This is a genomic window from Solibacillus sp. NPDC093137, assembly GCF_050280445.1.
Lineage (GTDB): Bacteria > Bacillota > Bacilli > Bacillales_A > Planococcaceae > Solibacillus > Solibacillus isronensis_B.
Genome location: NZ_JBNNVH010000008.1, coordinates 106,724 through 122,441 on the forward strand (window position 1 = coordinate 106,724; position 15,718 = coordinate 122,441).

Annotated in this window: 17 protein-coding genes; 4 read left to right on the forward strand and 13 right to left on the reverse strand. The window is 38.3% G+C overall.

Going from position 1 to position 15,718, the window contains the following annotated elements; genetic code table 11:
• The first annotated feature begins 97 nt into the window (after positions 1-97).
• Genes ACQKN3_RS18665 through lepB form a run of 3 tightly spaced genes read left to right on the forward strand, consistent with a single transcriptional unit; the run spans position 98 to position 2,435 of the window.
• Complete coding sequence (locus ACQKN3_RS18665; RefSeq protein WP_427713933.1) at positions 98-640, forward strand: GNAT family N-acetyltransferase; 543 nt, start codon at positions 98-100, stop codon at positions 638-640.
• 19 nt (positions 641-659) lie between these two features.
• Positions 660-1,832 (forward strand): M20 metallopeptidase family protein, encoded by a 1,173-nt coding sequence (locus ACQKN3_RS18670; protein WP_427713936.1) that lies wholly within the window; start codon positions 660-662, stop codon positions 1,830-1,832.
• A gap of 42 nt (positions 1,833-1,874) precedes the next feature.
• Positions 1,875-2,435, forward strand: a complete 561-nt coding sequence (gene lepB, locus ACQKN3_RS18675) for a signal peptidase I (protein WP_251691152.1) — start codon at positions 1,875-1,877, stop codon at positions 2,433-2,435.
• A 194-nt stretch (positions 2,436-2,629) separates the two neighbouring features.
• Here the strand turns inward: lepB and ACQKN3_RS18680 are convergent, their stop codons facing one another.
• The 5 genes from ACQKN3_RS18680 to ACQKN3_RS18700 form a co-directional block, all read right to left on the reverse strand.
• A complete protein-coding gene (locus tag ACQKN3_RS18680) occupies positions 2,630-3,061 on the reverse strand; it encodes an NUDIX hydrolase (RefSeq protein ID WP_427713939.1) in 432 nt (143 codons plus the stop codon).
• Between the two features lie 106 nt (positions 3,062-3,167).
• Positions 3,168-3,425: a DUF3953 domain-containing protein gene (locus ACQKN3_RS18685; protein ID WP_251691149.1), complete on the reverse strand. Its 258-nt coding sequence runs from the start codon at positions 3,423-3,425 to the stop codon at positions 3,168-3,170.
• Positions 3,426-3,555: 130 nt separating this feature from the next.
• A complete protein-coding gene (locus ACQKN3_RS18690; protein ID WP_427713943.1) occupies positions 3,556-4,002 on the reverse strand; it encodes a GNAT family N-acetyltransferase in 447 nt (148 codons plus the stop codon).
• Positions 4,003-4,019: 17 nt separating this feature from the next.
• The gene (locus tag ACQKN3_RS18695) at positions 4,020-4,469 is read right to left on the reverse strand and encodes a GNAT family N-acetyltransferase (RefSeq protein ID WP_427713944.1); all 450 of its coding nucleotides are present in this window, start codon (positions 4,467-4,469) and stop codon (positions 4,020-4,022) included.
• A 34-nt stretch (positions 4,470-4,503) separates the two neighbouring features.
• Complete coding sequence (locus ACQKN3_RS18700; RefSeq protein WP_427713946.1) at positions 4,504-4,923, reverse strand: ABC transporter permease; 420 nt, start codon at positions 4,921-4,923, stop codon at positions 4,504-4,506.
• A gap of 130 nt (positions 4,924-5,053) precedes the next feature.
• Between ACQKN3_RS18700 and ACQKN3_RS18705 the strand changes: the two genes are divergently transcribed.
• Entirely contained in the window at positions 5,054-5,512 is a 459-nt protein-coding gene (locus tag ACQKN3_RS18705; protein ID WP_427713948.1) for a DUF2975 domain-containing protein, read from the forward strand.
• 45 nt (positions 5,513-5,557) lie between these two features.
• On the opposite strand, the gene ACQKN3_RS18710 is transcribed toward ACQKN3_RS18705, so the two are convergent.
• From ACQKN3_RS18710 to ACQKN3_RS18745, 8 genes are all read right to left on the reverse strand, one after another.
• Positions 5,558-6,379: a methyl-accepting chemotaxis protein gene (locus tag ACQKN3_RS18710; RefSeq protein WP_251691139.1), complete on the reverse strand. Its 822-nt coding sequence runs from the start codon at positions 6,377-6,379 to the stop codon at positions 5,558-5,560.
• Between the two features lie 140 nt (positions 6,380-6,519).
• Positions 6,520-7,647 (reverse strand): S-layer homology domain-containing protein, encoded by a 1,128-nt coding sequence (locus ACQKN3_RS18715; RefSeq protein WP_427713951.1) that lies wholly within the window; start codon positions 7,645-7,647, stop codon positions 6,520-6,522.
• A 104-nt stretch (positions 7,648-7,751) separates the two neighbouring features.
• Positions 7,752-8,045: a DUF5316 domain-containing protein gene (locus ACQKN3_RS18720; protein WP_251691136.1), complete on the reverse strand. Its 294-nt coding sequence runs from the start codon at positions 8,043-8,045 to the stop codon at positions 7,752-7,754.
• A 75-nt stretch (positions 8,046-8,120) separates the two neighbouring features.
• Positions 8,121-9,302 carry a M20 metallopeptidase family protein gene (locus ACQKN3_RS18725; RefSeq protein WP_427713953.1) on the reverse strand — a complete coding sequence of 394 codons (1,182 nt, stop codon included), beginning with the start codon at positions 9,300-9,302 and terminating at the stop codon, positions 8,121-8,123.
• A 130-nt stretch (positions 9,303-9,432) separates the two neighbouring features.
• Entirely contained in the window at positions 9,433-10,620 is a 1,188-nt protein-coding gene (locus tag ACQKN3_RS18730) for an amidohydrolase (RefSeq protein ID WP_427713956.1), read from the reverse strand.
• A gap of 74 nt (positions 10,621-10,694) precedes the next feature.
• Positions 10,695-12,080 carry an MFS transporter gene (locus ACQKN3_RS18735; RefSeq protein WP_427714009.1) on the reverse strand — a complete coding sequence of 462 codons (1,386 nt, stop codon included), beginning with the start codon at positions 12,078-12,080 and terminating at the stop codon, positions 10,695-10,697.
• Positions 12,081-12,408: 328 nt separating this feature from the next.
• Positions 12,409-14,748 carry a helix-turn-helix domain-containing protein gene (locus ACQKN3_RS18740; protein WP_427713959.1) on the reverse strand — a complete coding sequence of 780 codons (2,340 nt, stop codon included), beginning with the start codon at positions 14,746-14,748 and terminating at the stop codon, positions 12,409-12,411.
• A gap of 60 nt (positions 14,749-14,808) precedes the next feature.
• The gene (locus tag ACQKN3_RS18745) at positions 14,809-15,669 is read right to left on the reverse strand and encodes a LysR family transcriptional regulator (protein WP_427713961.1); all 861 of its coding nucleotides are present in this window, start codon (positions 15,667-15,669) and stop codon (positions 14,809-14,811) included.
• Positions 15,670-15,718: the final 49 nt, after the last annotated feature.

A 15,718-nucleotide genomic window follows, 5' to 3' on the forward strand; every position in this document is an offset into this window, starting at 1 on the left:
AAATGAAAACATTTATGAAAGTGATTGAAAAGTAATCTTTCTACTCTTTTCAATCGAATATAAACATAATATAAAACTATTTGAAAAGAGGAAAACGATGTATACAGATCAGGAACTAATCATCCGACCAATAATTGAGGAAGATATGGAGCGTTTATGGGAACTAATTTATAAAGATGAGCAGCCCGAATGGAAAAAATGGGATGCGCCGTATTATCCGCATAGAGCGATTCCTTATGAACAATTTATCCAGACAAGGCAGGATTGGATTGGTGACAACAGCTTTTGGGTTATTGAAGTATCCGGTGTCGTTCGAGGAATTATCTCCTACTACTGGGAACACGAACCTTCAAAGTGGATTGAAATGGGCATAGTTCTACATGAAGGGCAATCGTGGGGAAAAGGGATTGGAACACGGGCATTAAAATTATGGATTGCGCATTTATTTCATACAATGCCATTAGTGCGTGTTGGTTTAACGACATGGTCAGGCAATGAACGCATGATTCGTGTTGGCGAAAAACTGGGGATGCAGCTAGAAGCAAGAATCCGTAAAGTCCGCTATTACGAAGGGCACTATTATGACTCGATTCGCATGGGGTTACTCAGAGAAGAATGGGAAGCATTGAATAAAGAATAATTTTTCAGGGGTGGAGAAGATGAGCGTAAAAGAGAAACTGCAAGCAAACTATGAGGATATGGTCGAAATCCGAAGACATCTGCATATGTATCCGGAGCTTTCATTTAAAGAAGTTAATACACCAAAACTCGTTGCCGAAAAGCTTCGTTCTTATGGGATTGAAGTGAAAGAAAATGTTGGCGGTAATGGAGTTGTAGGCTATTTAGAGGGTGCTTTTGATGGACCGACAATTGCGTTTCGCGCAGATTTTGACGCACTCCCGATTCAAGATGAAAAAGAAGTACCTTACAAATCAAAAGTCGATGGAGTAAGCCATGCTTGTGGTCATGATATCCATACAGCCGCACTGCTCGGTTTGGCAAAGTCACTTGCTGATAACCGGGACGCACTTCATGGCAATGTCGTATTCATCCATCAATGTGCGGAAGAAGTCGTACCAGGTGGTGCAAAGGCTATGGTAGAGGCAGGTTGCCTAAATGGTGTCGACTATGTATACGGTTCTCATGTCTCATCCTGGAGCGAATTAGGCACTGTGCTGTTTTGTGAAGGCTACGCAATGGCAGCTGCCGACTTTTTTGAACTCACTATTCAAGGTAAGGGCGGGCATGGCGCATCTCCTCACGAAACAATCGACCCTATCGTTGCAGCAGCACAGTTTGTATTTGGTGTGCAGCCAATCGTCAGCAGAAATACTGACCCGATTGAATCTGCTGTTATTACAATCGGAAAAATTGAAAGTGGCACAGTTGGCAATGTCATTCCTGATAAAGCCCATTTAACAGGGACTGTTCGTACATTCAATCCGGCGATTCGCGATATGGTAGAGCAAAAGTTAAACAACTTATGCAAAGCGATTGAAATTCAGTACGGTGCTACGCTTGAATTTAACTATACTCGAGGCTATGACGCCGTATATAATCACCCGACTGAAACAGCTATGCTTCGCGAAGCTGTCTCAATAAATTTGCCAGACTTGCAAGTATTGAATGCCCCACCTCGCATGGGAGCAGAAGATTTCACCTATTATTTACAGGAAAAGCCCGGCACGTTTTTCTTCACAGGCGGCGGCAATCCGGAGATCAATGCAGTCTACCCGCATCACCACCCACGATTCGATGTGGATGAACAGTCAATGTTGAATATTGCCAATGTGTTTGTGGAGGCATTAAAGCTTCATGGGGTTATAAAATAATTTAGACTTGAACTGCCAGATTCTCTATGGAGGTTATAGAAAATGAAAAAAGAAAAGAACGAGCTTTTTGAATGGATTAAAGTTATTGCCATAACCGCCTTGTTTGTTGTAGCTATTCGTATGTTTATTTTCACTCCGATTGACGTGAAAGGTGCTTCCATGATGCCGACATATGAAGACGGAGACCGAATTATCGTCAATAAAATCGGGAAATCGCTTCATGATTTCAATCGGTTCGATGTCATTGTATTCGATGGCTTAGAAAGCGAATATTTTATTAAACGGATTATCGGACTTCCAGGTGATCATATCGAATATAAAGACGATGTACTTTATATAAATGGTCAGGAAATCGACGAGCCCTATTTGGATGAATATAAATCTGCTCTTAACGATCCTGGCGACTTGACTCCTGATTTCACGCTGGAAGATTTAGTTGGGGTATCTGAAATTCCGAATGACTATTATTTTGTTATGGGTGATAACCGCCGTAAAAGTAGTGACAGCCGAGATCCACGCATCGGTCTTGTCTCTAAGGAACATATTCTTGGCTCTACATCTATCCGTTTTTACCCGCTCGACTCATTGGGTTTAGTAAAATAAAACAGCTATGTCGCGATTGCTTTAAGTAACAGTCGCGGCTTTTTTAATCAGACCGAATAACGGCAACGATAAAAAGGGAGTGCAAAAGCTATTTCACTTTTACACTCCCTTCTCCTATAATTCAAGCTTGTACAGCTGATCATCCTTATCTCCACGTTTACCGCGTCCTTTGCGATCCATACCGTTTCACCGATTTAAAATTCAATAAAAAACGGGTGCTTCGTTGTGTCCAAACAATATTCTATTCTTTGTCGAAAGTTTCCGAATGTCACCATTTCCAGGGCCTCTTCAATTGGGAAATACCCGACTTCCAGACTTTCCGGTGAAGTTGTCGGTGTCCCCCCAATTGGTTTCGCTAGGAAAAGCGTATCGCATATAGATTTCTCTACATTTTGAAAAATACCGCAGAATTTGAGTATTTCCACATCTATTCCCGATTCTTCTTTTGTTTCCCTAATCGCTGCAGCTGTCAAAGATTCGCCTTCTTCCACTTGACCGCCCGGCATTTCCCATCCTCGTTTAGGTCCTTTAATAAGCAGAACCTCATTTTTACTGTTCAGTATAATCGTAGCTGCAGACACAATATGTTTAGGGGTTGTATTTATTACTTGCTGAATTTGTTCCAACCTCATCAGTCCTTTTAAAAGTATCTATATCGCTTATTTTAAAAGTTTCTATAGAGGAAATTTAAAACCCTGCCATTAAGAGCATCTTTCTTAAATCCTGCATTTCCTAATTAACAAACAACGATACAAACGCAACGCCAAATAAAATTACTGACACAACCCAAAAGAGAATTCCTGATTGTTTATTTTGAGTCCGTCTGTACTCTCTGTATCCTATTATTCCATACATCGCACTCATAAAGACAAACATAAGCGGCTGCAGGTGGAAGCGATCTGTAACCAAACTATAAATACCAATCAATGCAGCCAAAAATGCTAAAGCTATTTGAAAGGTAACAAGTATATCGACTTTCATTTCCTTCATTTATAACCCCCACCTCAATGCATGATATGTAATTAAGTTATTCCTTAAAATATTCCTCCGCTAAAATAGCTAAGTAATCCATATCTTCATATATATCATCTTTTAAAAATTCCTGTCTGTGGCGTCCTTCCTAAACCATACCAGACTTCTCCATTACCTTTCTTGAAGCGATATTTCTAACCATGCAGCGGCTGTAAATTCTATTTAATTGATGTTCCTCAAATCCGTAATCAATTATTTTTTTGCATGCTTCTGTTGCATAGCCATTACCCCACTCCGAGACATCAATAAAATAGCCCACCTCTGCATTACGGTGATTTTTTGAAATCGTAACGAGCCCGCAATTCCCGATATAATGGCCATTTTCTTTTAAAAACACAGCAAACTCATAGGCTGTCCCTTGCTCAAAGCTTTTTTGCAAATAGGAAATCCACTGACCGACAACTTCGCGTGGATAAGGATGCGGAATCATGACCATTGTGTCCGCAATCTCCCTATGCTTTACTACTTCAAAAATAGCGTCCGAAAATTCAACTTCATATGGCTTTAATATAAGTCTTTCCGTTTCTAAAATCATTTCCTCATCCCCCTAAACTATTTAATGAAATATTCCATGTAAATATCATTTTCCTTAAAACCGATTTTTTTGTATAACGGCTTGCCCATAGGTGAAGAAATCAAAAATATGTGATGTACATTTCTTTCTTGAGCTTCTGCCAGTAACCGCTCAACCAACTGTTTCGCAAGCCCCCGACCTCTGCTTTCCGGTGTTGTATACATATTCAAAATATACCCGCGAATGCCTGTGGGATTGGAATAACTAGGGGGAAAGGAAATAAACTGAATGCCCCCTGTAGCAATCGCACCATTCCCTTCCTCAATAATCCATTGAACAATTTGGTCAGAGTTCAATTGCTTCTCAAAAAAGCTCCTTAATTGTTCATCGATATTGGAAGATACGGTTTGCCCTTCCTCCACTAATAATCGCTTACGTAAATCTATTAATAATTCCATATCATCTTTAGTAGCCAATCGGTATTCCATTCATATCCACCTTTCTGATTTTTTTGATGCTCTTTTATTTCCTATCCATAATGACGAGCTTTTTCGTCTTGAACTTTTCTGAAACAGCATAAATAAGTGTAATTATAAGTGCTGTAATACTTGGATAACCTATCATCACAACAATATTTGTATGTTCAACTAAACTGAATTCTCCCCACTCAAGCCATAGACGCCAGCCCATTCCAAGAGCACTGAATAGTAGCGAAATGAAAAAAACCATTTGCGTTTTGCGAACAAAAATCCCGACAAAGACATTCGCAACAACAATATAAATAAGGAAAACTATAAATGTAGAAACTAAATCAAACCCCTTTAAATTTGGAATAACCTTAGTAAAAGATATTCCCGTAAAAAATAGGATCGTCATGAGATTAAAAATTAAGAAATGTTTTCTATACTTTTCTATTTTTTTATAATCCTCCGTACCGAACATTCCATTCACCTCTTTTACTTATTGTAACAATTAATGGAATATATAGGAGTGGAAATTGCTAAACACACTTTGAAACTTTCGGAATTTTCTAACGTCTATTATACAAATATCTGAAAGAAGGAGGATTAACATGCAGAAATTAAACATAATCTTTTTAAGAACGGTTATTATATCAACTGGTTTACTTGTATTGTCATTATGTGTATTTGTTTTGCCGAGTTTAGCTCAGGAAACTGCGCATTTAAATCCTAAAGTGGCTTACCTGCAATATCCGATTTTATTAGGTATGTACGCGACCGCAATTCCATTTTTCTATGCGCTATATGAAACATTGAAGATGATTACACTTATTGAGCGGGAATCAGTTTTTTCTATTCTTCTTGAACAAGGATTAAACTATATAAAATATTGCGCCTATATCATTCTTGTTTTATATATTTCGGGCTTCTTCCTGCTCGATTATACAAATGCACTGCCTCCGTTAGTGGCGTTGATCGGTATTGTTATCATTTTAATTACGATTCTTGTTGCTACAGGCGCGGCATTTTTAAAATATGTACTTATAAAAAGTCGATTGAATGTGAATTAAAAACAACCACTCCGGTAATCTTTCGGAGTGGTTGTTCGAGTTCTATTATTTTATTTCACTAATTTCCAATAGCTTTTCTGCCGTGCCGTTCACACTTCCATATGCATCATTCAGTTCATGCATACTTGTAGCAAACTGTTCCGTAAACGCTGCGATTTGGCTTGTTGTTCCACTTACATCTTCAATGGAAACGCGAATATTATTAAGCTGCGCAGCAATTTTTTCTGCGCTTTCTTTGCTGTTCTGCGCCATTTTTTGAATTTCCTTCGCTACAACTGCAAAGCCTCTTCCATGCTCGCCAGAACGTGCAGCTTCAATCGATGCATTTAATCCTAAAATTTGTGATTTCGATGCAATTCCTTTTACAAGCTCGACCATGTGATTGATTTCCCCGATATCTGCGGTCATCGTTTCTGTAGATGTGACAAGCCCGTCCAAACGGCTCGATACGTCCATGCTCGCTGAGGTTAACTCTTCATTCGTAGCCGTCATTTCTTCTACCGCACTCGATAACTCTGTCGCTAATTGGCGCATGGAATCCATTTTTCCATTTGAAATAATGGCACTCACGACCCCAATTATTTCTCCGCCATCAAAAATAGGCTGTGCTGTTGAAATATAAGCAAACCCGAATTTTTCGGGACCCTTCTCTTCTCTTAAAAAACGTTTGGATGTCAATGCCCGCTCTGTAACGGTACCTCGGAAATTCTCCAATTTCATCCCTACAGTAATTTTCAGATCAATGAACTGACCCGGCTGATATCCGACAACCTCTTCTTTATTCGCTACAACGATACAAGCATCTTCCGGAAAAGTTGCCTGATATAACTCCATCGTATCTACCACTGCTTGTAATTTTGTATGCATCATCCATCTCCCCTTTAGAAGTATTATATACTAAATAATAATATATAAATATTTCAGTTTCCAAAATATCATTCTGTCACTAACCAACATTTTCCCATAAAAAAATTCCCTCTTCTATAACATAGAAGGGGAATCTTTCATTATTCTTCCATCGCTGCAGCTGCAGTCAGCATATTATCATAATCTTCTTCATCATAGACCAGATTATAGATTTTCCAGAGACCGTCTTCTGTTTTCTTTAAGTAAGCCGTACCGGATAAATCTAATGTCATCTCAAGATTAAAATTGATTTCCGGGTCAGTCATCTTAATATGAACTTTTAAATCATCAATTTTTACTGCGGCAAAACGTTTATTCAGTGTAATCAACTTACTTGAATACTCGCCGATTTTTTGGGATGAACTCGAACCAGTTGAAAAATCTGCATCTTCCAATAGCAATTGGCTATCAAGTGAATAAGCTAAATAGTAGCCTGTTGTTGTTTCACGATAGAGCGCATCCATACCTTCTGCGTTTTCCTTGTCTGAAGAAAACTCAAATTCTTTATCAATATAGCTATTCACTGTCGCAATGATTGAAGCTTCATCTTCTGCTTCACCACTCTCTAAATGCAGCGCACGGTCAATCATCAATACTGCGTGAGAACGCTTTGCATAATCATTCGGTTTAAATGTTTCTCCGTAGCCATTTACAATACCGGCACCTGCTGTTTTCACAATCGCCTCATAAGAATAGCTATTTGGATTTACATCGTTAAACATTTTTCCTGTTTTTGAAAAATCAACTGTTCCATTAAATGCACGATAAATCATCGCTGCCATTTGAGCACGTGTAATTTTATCGTTCGGTTTAAATGTACCATCTTCTTTTCCGGTAATAATGCCTTTACTGCTCGCAATTTGAACAAAATCATAATACCATGCAGATGTCTTAACATCAGAGAATTCTTTCTGAATATCGCCGTTTGTCAAGTTCATTGCGTTCACTAAAATCTTCGTAAACTGTGCACGCGTAATACTATTTTCAGGCTTTAAGAGTATTGAAGTATATTCGTATACTTCACCATCTTCTTCATAAACTGTCGGTTCTTCGTATCCGTCGATAATATCTGCATATAAGAAACGTTCCAACTGCTCATATGCACCATGTTCATAACTTACATCATCCATGTAATACTGATCGGTCGTTTTTTCTGCTGCCGACGCTGGCGTTACAGTTATAAAACAAGCTGTAAAAACTAATAAAATTGCTAATTGAAGTACCTTCAATCTAGTTAACCCCACTTCTCCAAATTCTATAATACCTTAACATATTACTTAAACAGAGTTTATATGAATACAAGTATATTTTGGTAATATATTCGAGAAATAAATTAGTAGCCTAAATAGTAGTAAAAGAAGAATGCGACAGCAAAGTTAGGAACTGCCATCGTCAGGGAACGCCATGCAATCTTATTTCTTTGAATCCAGCTTTCTTTCGTTTCCATTGCCATGTTTGCCCGCATCCGGTCACCATTGACAAACGCACCGGAAAAAATGCATGCCACAATAAGAAAGACAAAACCAATCCCGCTCGTAATATTGGAAATCATATGAACATCCCAAATAATAATACAAAGCAAAATTCCTATTAAAGACACCCCTGTACCGATTAGAAAAAATTTCATATTATTCCCCCTTTCCCTATATACCGCATTCTTTTGGAAATGGTTTCAAAATAAATTGATATTATGGGAATTTTGTCAGGCATCGTCTGGAATTAAGTAATAATGTACAATACTTAAAAATCCTTTCGCCGAGTTTTTCATTGCATGTTCATCGATATTAAATTTTGGGTGGTGATGAGGAAATTGTGTAGTGGGGGCATCTGTAGCTGAACCAGTATAAAAATATACTCCGGGAACTTGTTGCAAATAATACGCAAAATCTTCACTTGCCATAATGGGGGGCATCTCGACGACATTTAAATGGTTAATATTATCAAGCAAATCTCTTACAACTTTTGTTTCTTTCTCGGTATTGACTAATTGCGGATATCCTCTTGTATATTCCAGCTCATAAGTAGCACCATAAGTTACTGTGACATTATTAAGAATATGTGTTAAAAGTGTTTGGACTTTTTCCTGTTGTTCCTGGTTAAATGTACGAACTGTCCCCTCAATTGCAGCTTCTTCGGGAATCACATTTATTGTACCCCCGGAGTTGAACACAGTAATTGCTGCCACTACCGGTTGTACCGGATCAAGTTTTTGACTCATTAACAAATGGATTTGAGTTATAATTTGTGCGCCAATCACAATTGGATTGACGGAAGTGTGAGGAGCGGAAGAATGTCCGCCTTTACCGATTATTCTAATTTTTACATAGTCACTGGAAGCGGTAGCACTCCCTTTTGGTACCGTAAAGTTTCCTAATGGGACGGAAGATAGGACATGATTTCCAAAGATTGCATCTACCCCTTCGAGCACACCCTCTTTTAACATTTGAATCGCTCCCCCCGGAAATTGCTCTTCCGCTGGTTGAAAAATAAATTTAATCGTCCCATGGAGTTGGTCTTCATATTTACTTAGTATTTTTGCTACCCCAAGCAATGTTGCTGTATGTGCGTCGTGACCGCATGCATGCATAACATTCGGGACCTGGGATTTATAGGGCACTTCATTTTTCTGTTGAATGGGTAACGCATCCATGTCAGCTCTTAATGCAATCGTCGGCCCTGTTTTCCCCCCTTTTAAAATTCCGACAACGCCATGCCCGCCAATATTCCGTTGCACTTTAATTCCATAACCTGCTAAAATATCCCCTACCATTCTGGCCGTTTGTACCTCTTGAAATGGCAGTTCAGGGTTCTCATGCAAATGCCTTCTCCAAGCAACCATTTGATCGTACACTTCCTCCACTTCCGCATGCCACTCGTTAAGCACTTGAACACATCCTTTTCACTCGTTCTTATGCATCAAATTAGTATATACATTTGTTACATGAGATGTTCGGTAAGACAGATTTATCCAAAGAAAAAGAGCTTCGGCATGAATCCGAAACTCCTTTTTACTATTAATTTTCTTCATAATAGCCGCATACGACATGTCCGACCGCTTTAGCCGCGACCAGAAGCGCAACTTCGTCAATATCGAATTTTGGATGATGATTGTAATAAGGTTTTTCTACTCCTTTTGGCGAACAACCAATATAGAAGAAGCAAGACGGGAACTTCTCTGCATAATAGGCAAAGTCTTCAGATGGCGACATTGGCGGCACTTCCTTCACCTCTGTAATAATCGGATCATTCGCCCCTACTAAATATCCTGCTACTTTCGCTGTTAATTCAGGGTCATTGTATAATGGCGGATAGTCGTTTTCATACGTCAACTCACAAGTGACACCGAATTCTTCTTCCAAACCTCTTACTAATCTTTTTACTTCCACTTCAATTTTTCCCTTCGTTTCTATCGTCATATAGCGAATATCGCCTTCAAGTTCTACACTATCTTTAATCACATTAAATGTCCCTTTACCGTCGAAGGAACCAATTGTAATAACACCGATATCAAAGGGGCTTAAACGGCGGCTAATAATTGTTTGCACAGCAGTGACAAAGTGTGCACCGGCAACAATCGCATCGTTTGCCAAATGTGGTGAGGAGCCATGTCCGCCGCGTCCTTGAATTTTCAGTTTTAAGTAGGCACGCCCGTTGAAGGCAAAACCTGAATTATAACCGACAAATCCTGCAGGTCCCATTGGCAGCAAGTGAATCCCGAAAACATTATCTAAATCATCGAGCAGCCCTGACTCTACGATACTTTTCGCTCCGCCTGGCGGAACTTCTTCTGCATGCTGGTGAATAATTTTAATTGTCCCTGGTATCTCATCTTTCAATTCGATCAAACAATCCGCCAATACAAGTAAATATGCGGTATGTCCGTCATGGCCGCATGCGTGCATTACTCCTTCATTAACAGATTTGAATGGAACATCTGCTTCTTCGGTAATCGGCAATGCATCGAAGTCTGCGCGAAGCCCGATATTTTTGCCTGGCTTGCCGCCTTTAATCGTTACAATAATTCCGTAGCCATTTCCGACATTTGAATGAATTTCTACATCTTTTCCTTTATAAAAGTCGAGAATGTACTGTGCAGTTTTTTCTTCTTGAAACGATATTTCAGGATGCTGGTGTAAATGTCTCCGGATTTGAATCATTTCATCTTTACGAAGTTCCAGCATCTCCATTAGTTTTTGTTTCATGGTTACCACTCCTGAACTTAAATTTTGAAGAAAATAATGTAAACGCCTTTGACAAGGCGTTTACATCATTCTAATTAATCGACTGATTTCCCCGCGTTTTTCGGAACTAGGAATAAAACTGATAAGATGGAAAGGACACCGAATATGACGTTAATGATGATCCCTGTTGTTGCGGCCATTTCCAGGTTGCCGTTTGCAGATGCCGCGCCGTATGCTGTCATGGAAATGGCTACACCGAACGCACTACCTAAAGAACTTGCCATTTTATATACACCTGCCGCTTCCCCAACTTTGTCAGAAGGTGCATTGGATACAGATGTATCTGTTGACGGTGTTGCATAAATACCTAAGCCAAGACCGAATAAAGCAAATCCTACGAATACCGCGATTGTATACGCTACATCCGGCAAGAATGTTAATCCCATTAATGCAACACCGACCGTAGTAATTATTCCACCCCAAATCATCGGTTTTTTAGCACCAACACGTTGAAGTATTTTCTCCCCTACACGGATCATTGCCAGTACCGTCACTAAATAGCCAAGGGAAAGTAAGCCTGATTGGAAAGCATTAAATCCACGTCCTACCTGCACATACGTATTGGCTACTACTAATGTACCCGCTATTGCATTAAGTAAAAAGTTCGATACCGTTGCACCTGTATAGGCTTTGTTTTTAAATACTGCAAAGTCGATTAGTACAACTTCTTTTTTCATCTCTACTCGAATGAATGTAATTAATCCAATTACTGTTACTGCCATTAAAATCAAGGAAATGCCGCTTGTCCAGCCAAAGTCTGCACCATACGTAATTAAAATGTTTAATGCAACCATTGTGACAATAAAAATGCCTAGACCGACGTAGTCAAAACGGAATTTTCCTGAAGACTCCTGTTTACTTTCAGGTGTGTCTTTTAATAAAAACAGACCAACTAGAGCGAATACAATCGAGAAGATGAAAATCCATCTCCATCCTAATGAAGTCGCAATGGCACCACCTGCAAATGATGCAACACCGGAACCTCCCCATGAACCAATTGACCAGTAGCTTAATGCTCTTTGACGGTTCGCGCCTTCAAAGTAAGCTTTGATTAAAGCAATTGTAGACGGCATAATGAATGCAGCTGATAGACCGATAATAATTCGGCCGATTATTAATAAAACAGCACCTTGCGCCAATACTAAACAGAGTGAACCAAGAATACTTAGCCAATAACCGATGACCGCTATTTTTTTACGACCTATTTTATCAGCAAGACCACCTGCCGCTACGATAAACATTCCTGAGAATAATGCCGATAAACTAATCGCTATATTAATCGTACCAAGCGAAATGCCTAAATCCTCTTGAACAGCTGGTACAACGTTTACCATTGCTTGAGCAAATAACCAGAATGTAATAACACCAAACACAATTCCGATGATCATTTTATTCGTACCTTTGTATGTGTTCATAATAATCCTCCTATAAAATTTCCCGCGTAATTATAATGTCTTCAAATCTCTTTTAATCATACTCCTCATTATTAAAAGAAATATTTCAACAACGCTTTAACAATTAACAATAATGATTTATTTTCTCGAGAATATTCTTTAGCCGTTAAAGCCTGATCAATACTTCATGTCTTTAGTTTATACAGAAACCTAAATGTCAAAAAGTTATTATTTGCGTATAACATGTATACGAGTCTGTATATTTTTTACGGAAACAATTGGAGCAGCAAAAATATACCGTCAATTTTTTACTTAAATAAAAAAAGACTGCTGCGTATCGCTCGCAACAATCTTTTTATAAAACAGCTTTTCTTATATCAAAAAAATGAATGGCATTCACCGTTAAGTATGAATAAAAAGACCAATCACTCATAATTTTTTCATCAAAAATTTCAAGTTGAGGATAGCTTGACCTGTTAATATAATCAATGACTTCCATATCCAATCCATAGCGGCTATTCAAATCAATCCAATTTGTATAAAGTGCGCCATGCTCACGGTCAAACGTGTATTTTCGCACTTGATATTCGCCAGGCTCCATTCCTTTAATTTTCACAAATAAGTCCTTATTGAACATTTGCAAAAACGTTTCCTCAATTAAATAATAAGGATTCACGGTTTTACTGTTCATGAGCACTAACTGATACCCACGTTCATTTTTTGTCATCATGTAATCAGGTCCTTGGGCAACAATCTTACCGTTTAGCCTTTTTGCAAACATTAATGCAAAATATGCCGGTCTTTTTCCATCAAAATAATGGAAAAGTTCTAGCCCTTCAATCCGGATACGTTGGCCGTCACTCTCACTTTCATGTACAACCGTATTAATCCAAAAACCTACTGATTCCACCTCATCTGATATGTCCAGTATATTTTCCAATACTAATGCTGCGCGGAAAAAGCGGCCGTTTGTCAGGCGTGTATTTCCGGAAAGAGTATTCCATGAAATGACATGAAGCGGCTTTTTAATTCCATTCTTCTTTAAATACGCTTTTATTTTTTCTGTTTTTTCTTTCAAATAATCTTTTGTCAGGAAAAAGCGGTCATCGTTCAACTCTTTAAAATCTACAACATCATTCTGATTCGAATGATACCCTATAAAATCTACAAATTTCGCCTCTTTTAACAGCCATATATGCGCTTCGCTTGTCTTCTCCTTTTCAAAGGAAAAAGGTAAAAACATACCGACATGAATATCCGGTACAATGCCTTTTATCAAATGGTATAACCTAAAATAAACCCGTTTTAGCTCATCTGCTGCCACGATAGTATTGTATGGTTCATAAAAGAGAAAATGCCAGGCGCTTAAATAGGAACCACCATATAATTGCAGACAATGCTTCAAAAAATGCTCCAGCTTTCTGAGATAATTTTCTTCATCCATCGTTAATTCCTGATAATCAATTCTTACGAAAAGTGCCAAGTTTTGCTGTTTTAAAAACTCCAGTGCAATATCGGTTTTAAAATATTGTGAACTTGTCGGGATGATTTCATCTGTTTCAATCTCAGCTGAAATCGCTTCTCCCTTTAGTAAATTACTGATTCCTACAAAATCTACCCCGATTTCTCTTTTCGCCATTAAAATTTGTGCACGGATATTTTCCTTTTGTAATTCCTTCAACTCATGCGCAATAACCATATGTTTGGGCCTTGAAATAGGAATATTGCCAGGCGCTGTTATATCCAATGACAATTCTTCAAATTTCGATTGTGTATTTTTATACGATTGATCAAGTGTATTTAAAATAACCCCTAACTTGCCTAATATTTCAGGTGAATGTACTGGCTGTTCCGCATCTTCCAGCGGGTACTCTTTAAATGAATCCTTCTTCTCTACAGGATGTTTCTCCCGATAGACATGCGGTGTCATCCCATAGTTTTCTTTAAAAAGGGTCGTAAATGATTTCGTGTTGGGAAATCCATTATTCATCGAGATTTGTGATACCGTATCATTCGTATAGAGCAAATCTTTTACACTATGCTTTAAACGGATTGTCATTAAATAACGACTGAACCCCATATTCATCTTTTGTTTAAAATAACGGGATAAATAAGCTGTCGACAAATAGGATTTTCGGGCCATTTCCTCCAACGTAATCGGCTGATCATAATTTCTTTCCAAGTAATCGATAATTTGCGTAAGCCGCTGATCATTTGTATTCAATTTTTCTGAGGAGCTCCCTTTTTTCTTAAAGCCACGTATGAGCGTAAGCAAGATATCACATAAATATTTTTGAAACTCAATCTGGTGGCTTTCATCTTGACGGTAATAGGAAATAATTAACTTAATAAGCCACTTACGAAGATTATTAAGCATTTTTTCGCGCCCCATATGCACTTCCTTTGAGTAGCATTCAAAGCGATTATCACGGTAATTTGTATAAAATCGGTCGATAAATGCATCCGAAATTGTTAGACTGAGCACATAATTATCAGGATTTCCCTTTATCTGAAAGAGTTCGTTCCGATTAATAACCAATAAATCAAGTTCATTTAATTCATAAAAATGGCTATCTGTCTCGATAGTAATCTGCCCTTCAACAACAAATATTAACTCAAGCCCCTGATTTACTCTTGGTGATAAATAATGAATCTCCTTTAAGGAAATTTGAAATTCAGATAGCTGGTTACTCATCTGTTCACCTCACTATTTTTCTTTAAGTTAGTTTTCCTAATGTGGGAAGTTTTGTTCCTTTTATACGATTTGTCTATTATGTCGAATTGTTTCAATAAACTTTTCAATCGTTGCCGTCAAATAGGAATCCGCTCTCCTAATAAAGACCGTCTTTACTTTACTATATTCACTTGGCAATGAGTGACAATAAATAGTCCCGCTCTGCTCCAGATGTGCAACAGCTGATTTTGGGACAAATGAAACCCCTAGTCCCATTGAAACACTGCGTATAATCGTTTCCAGTGTACCAAACTCCATCACTTTTTGAGGACTGATATTTTGATCCTGGTACCATGTTTCCAGACGTGCCCGGTATCCGCAGCCTTTTCTGAAACATAGGAACGGGATGCCTTCTAATTCTCCCAACTTCAGATGAGGTGAGTTTGAAATTAATACAAGCTCTTCATCAAATACTTCATATGACTCAAGATCCGGATGAATATTCGATGCGGTTATAAACGCTCCATCCAATTTATAATCCAGTACTTTTTGCTCCAATTTCTCTGTTACCCCTGTTATTAATGACAAATCGACATTTTGATAACTCTTCATATAGGAAGTTAATATGTTTGGTAAATGGTAAACCGTTTCGACCGTACCTATTTCAAGCTTCCCGATTGGTTCATTTTTATTAAGGACGGCTCTTTTCATTTCTTCCGTCAATAACAATATTTTTTTACTATAAGATAGCAAGTTTTTCCCTTCAGGCGTCAAAGTCATCCCTCGTCGATGTCGATTGAATAATGGCGTGTTCAATTCTAATTCAAGTTTCTGGATTCTTGATGTTATATTCGATTGGACATAATTTAACTCTTTCGCTACTTCTGTTACAGTTCCCTTCTCGGCAACAAGTTGAAAAATTTCCAAGTCTTTAAATTCCATGATGATTTCAAACTCCTTTTCACTACCATTACTCTACTATGGTATCTCT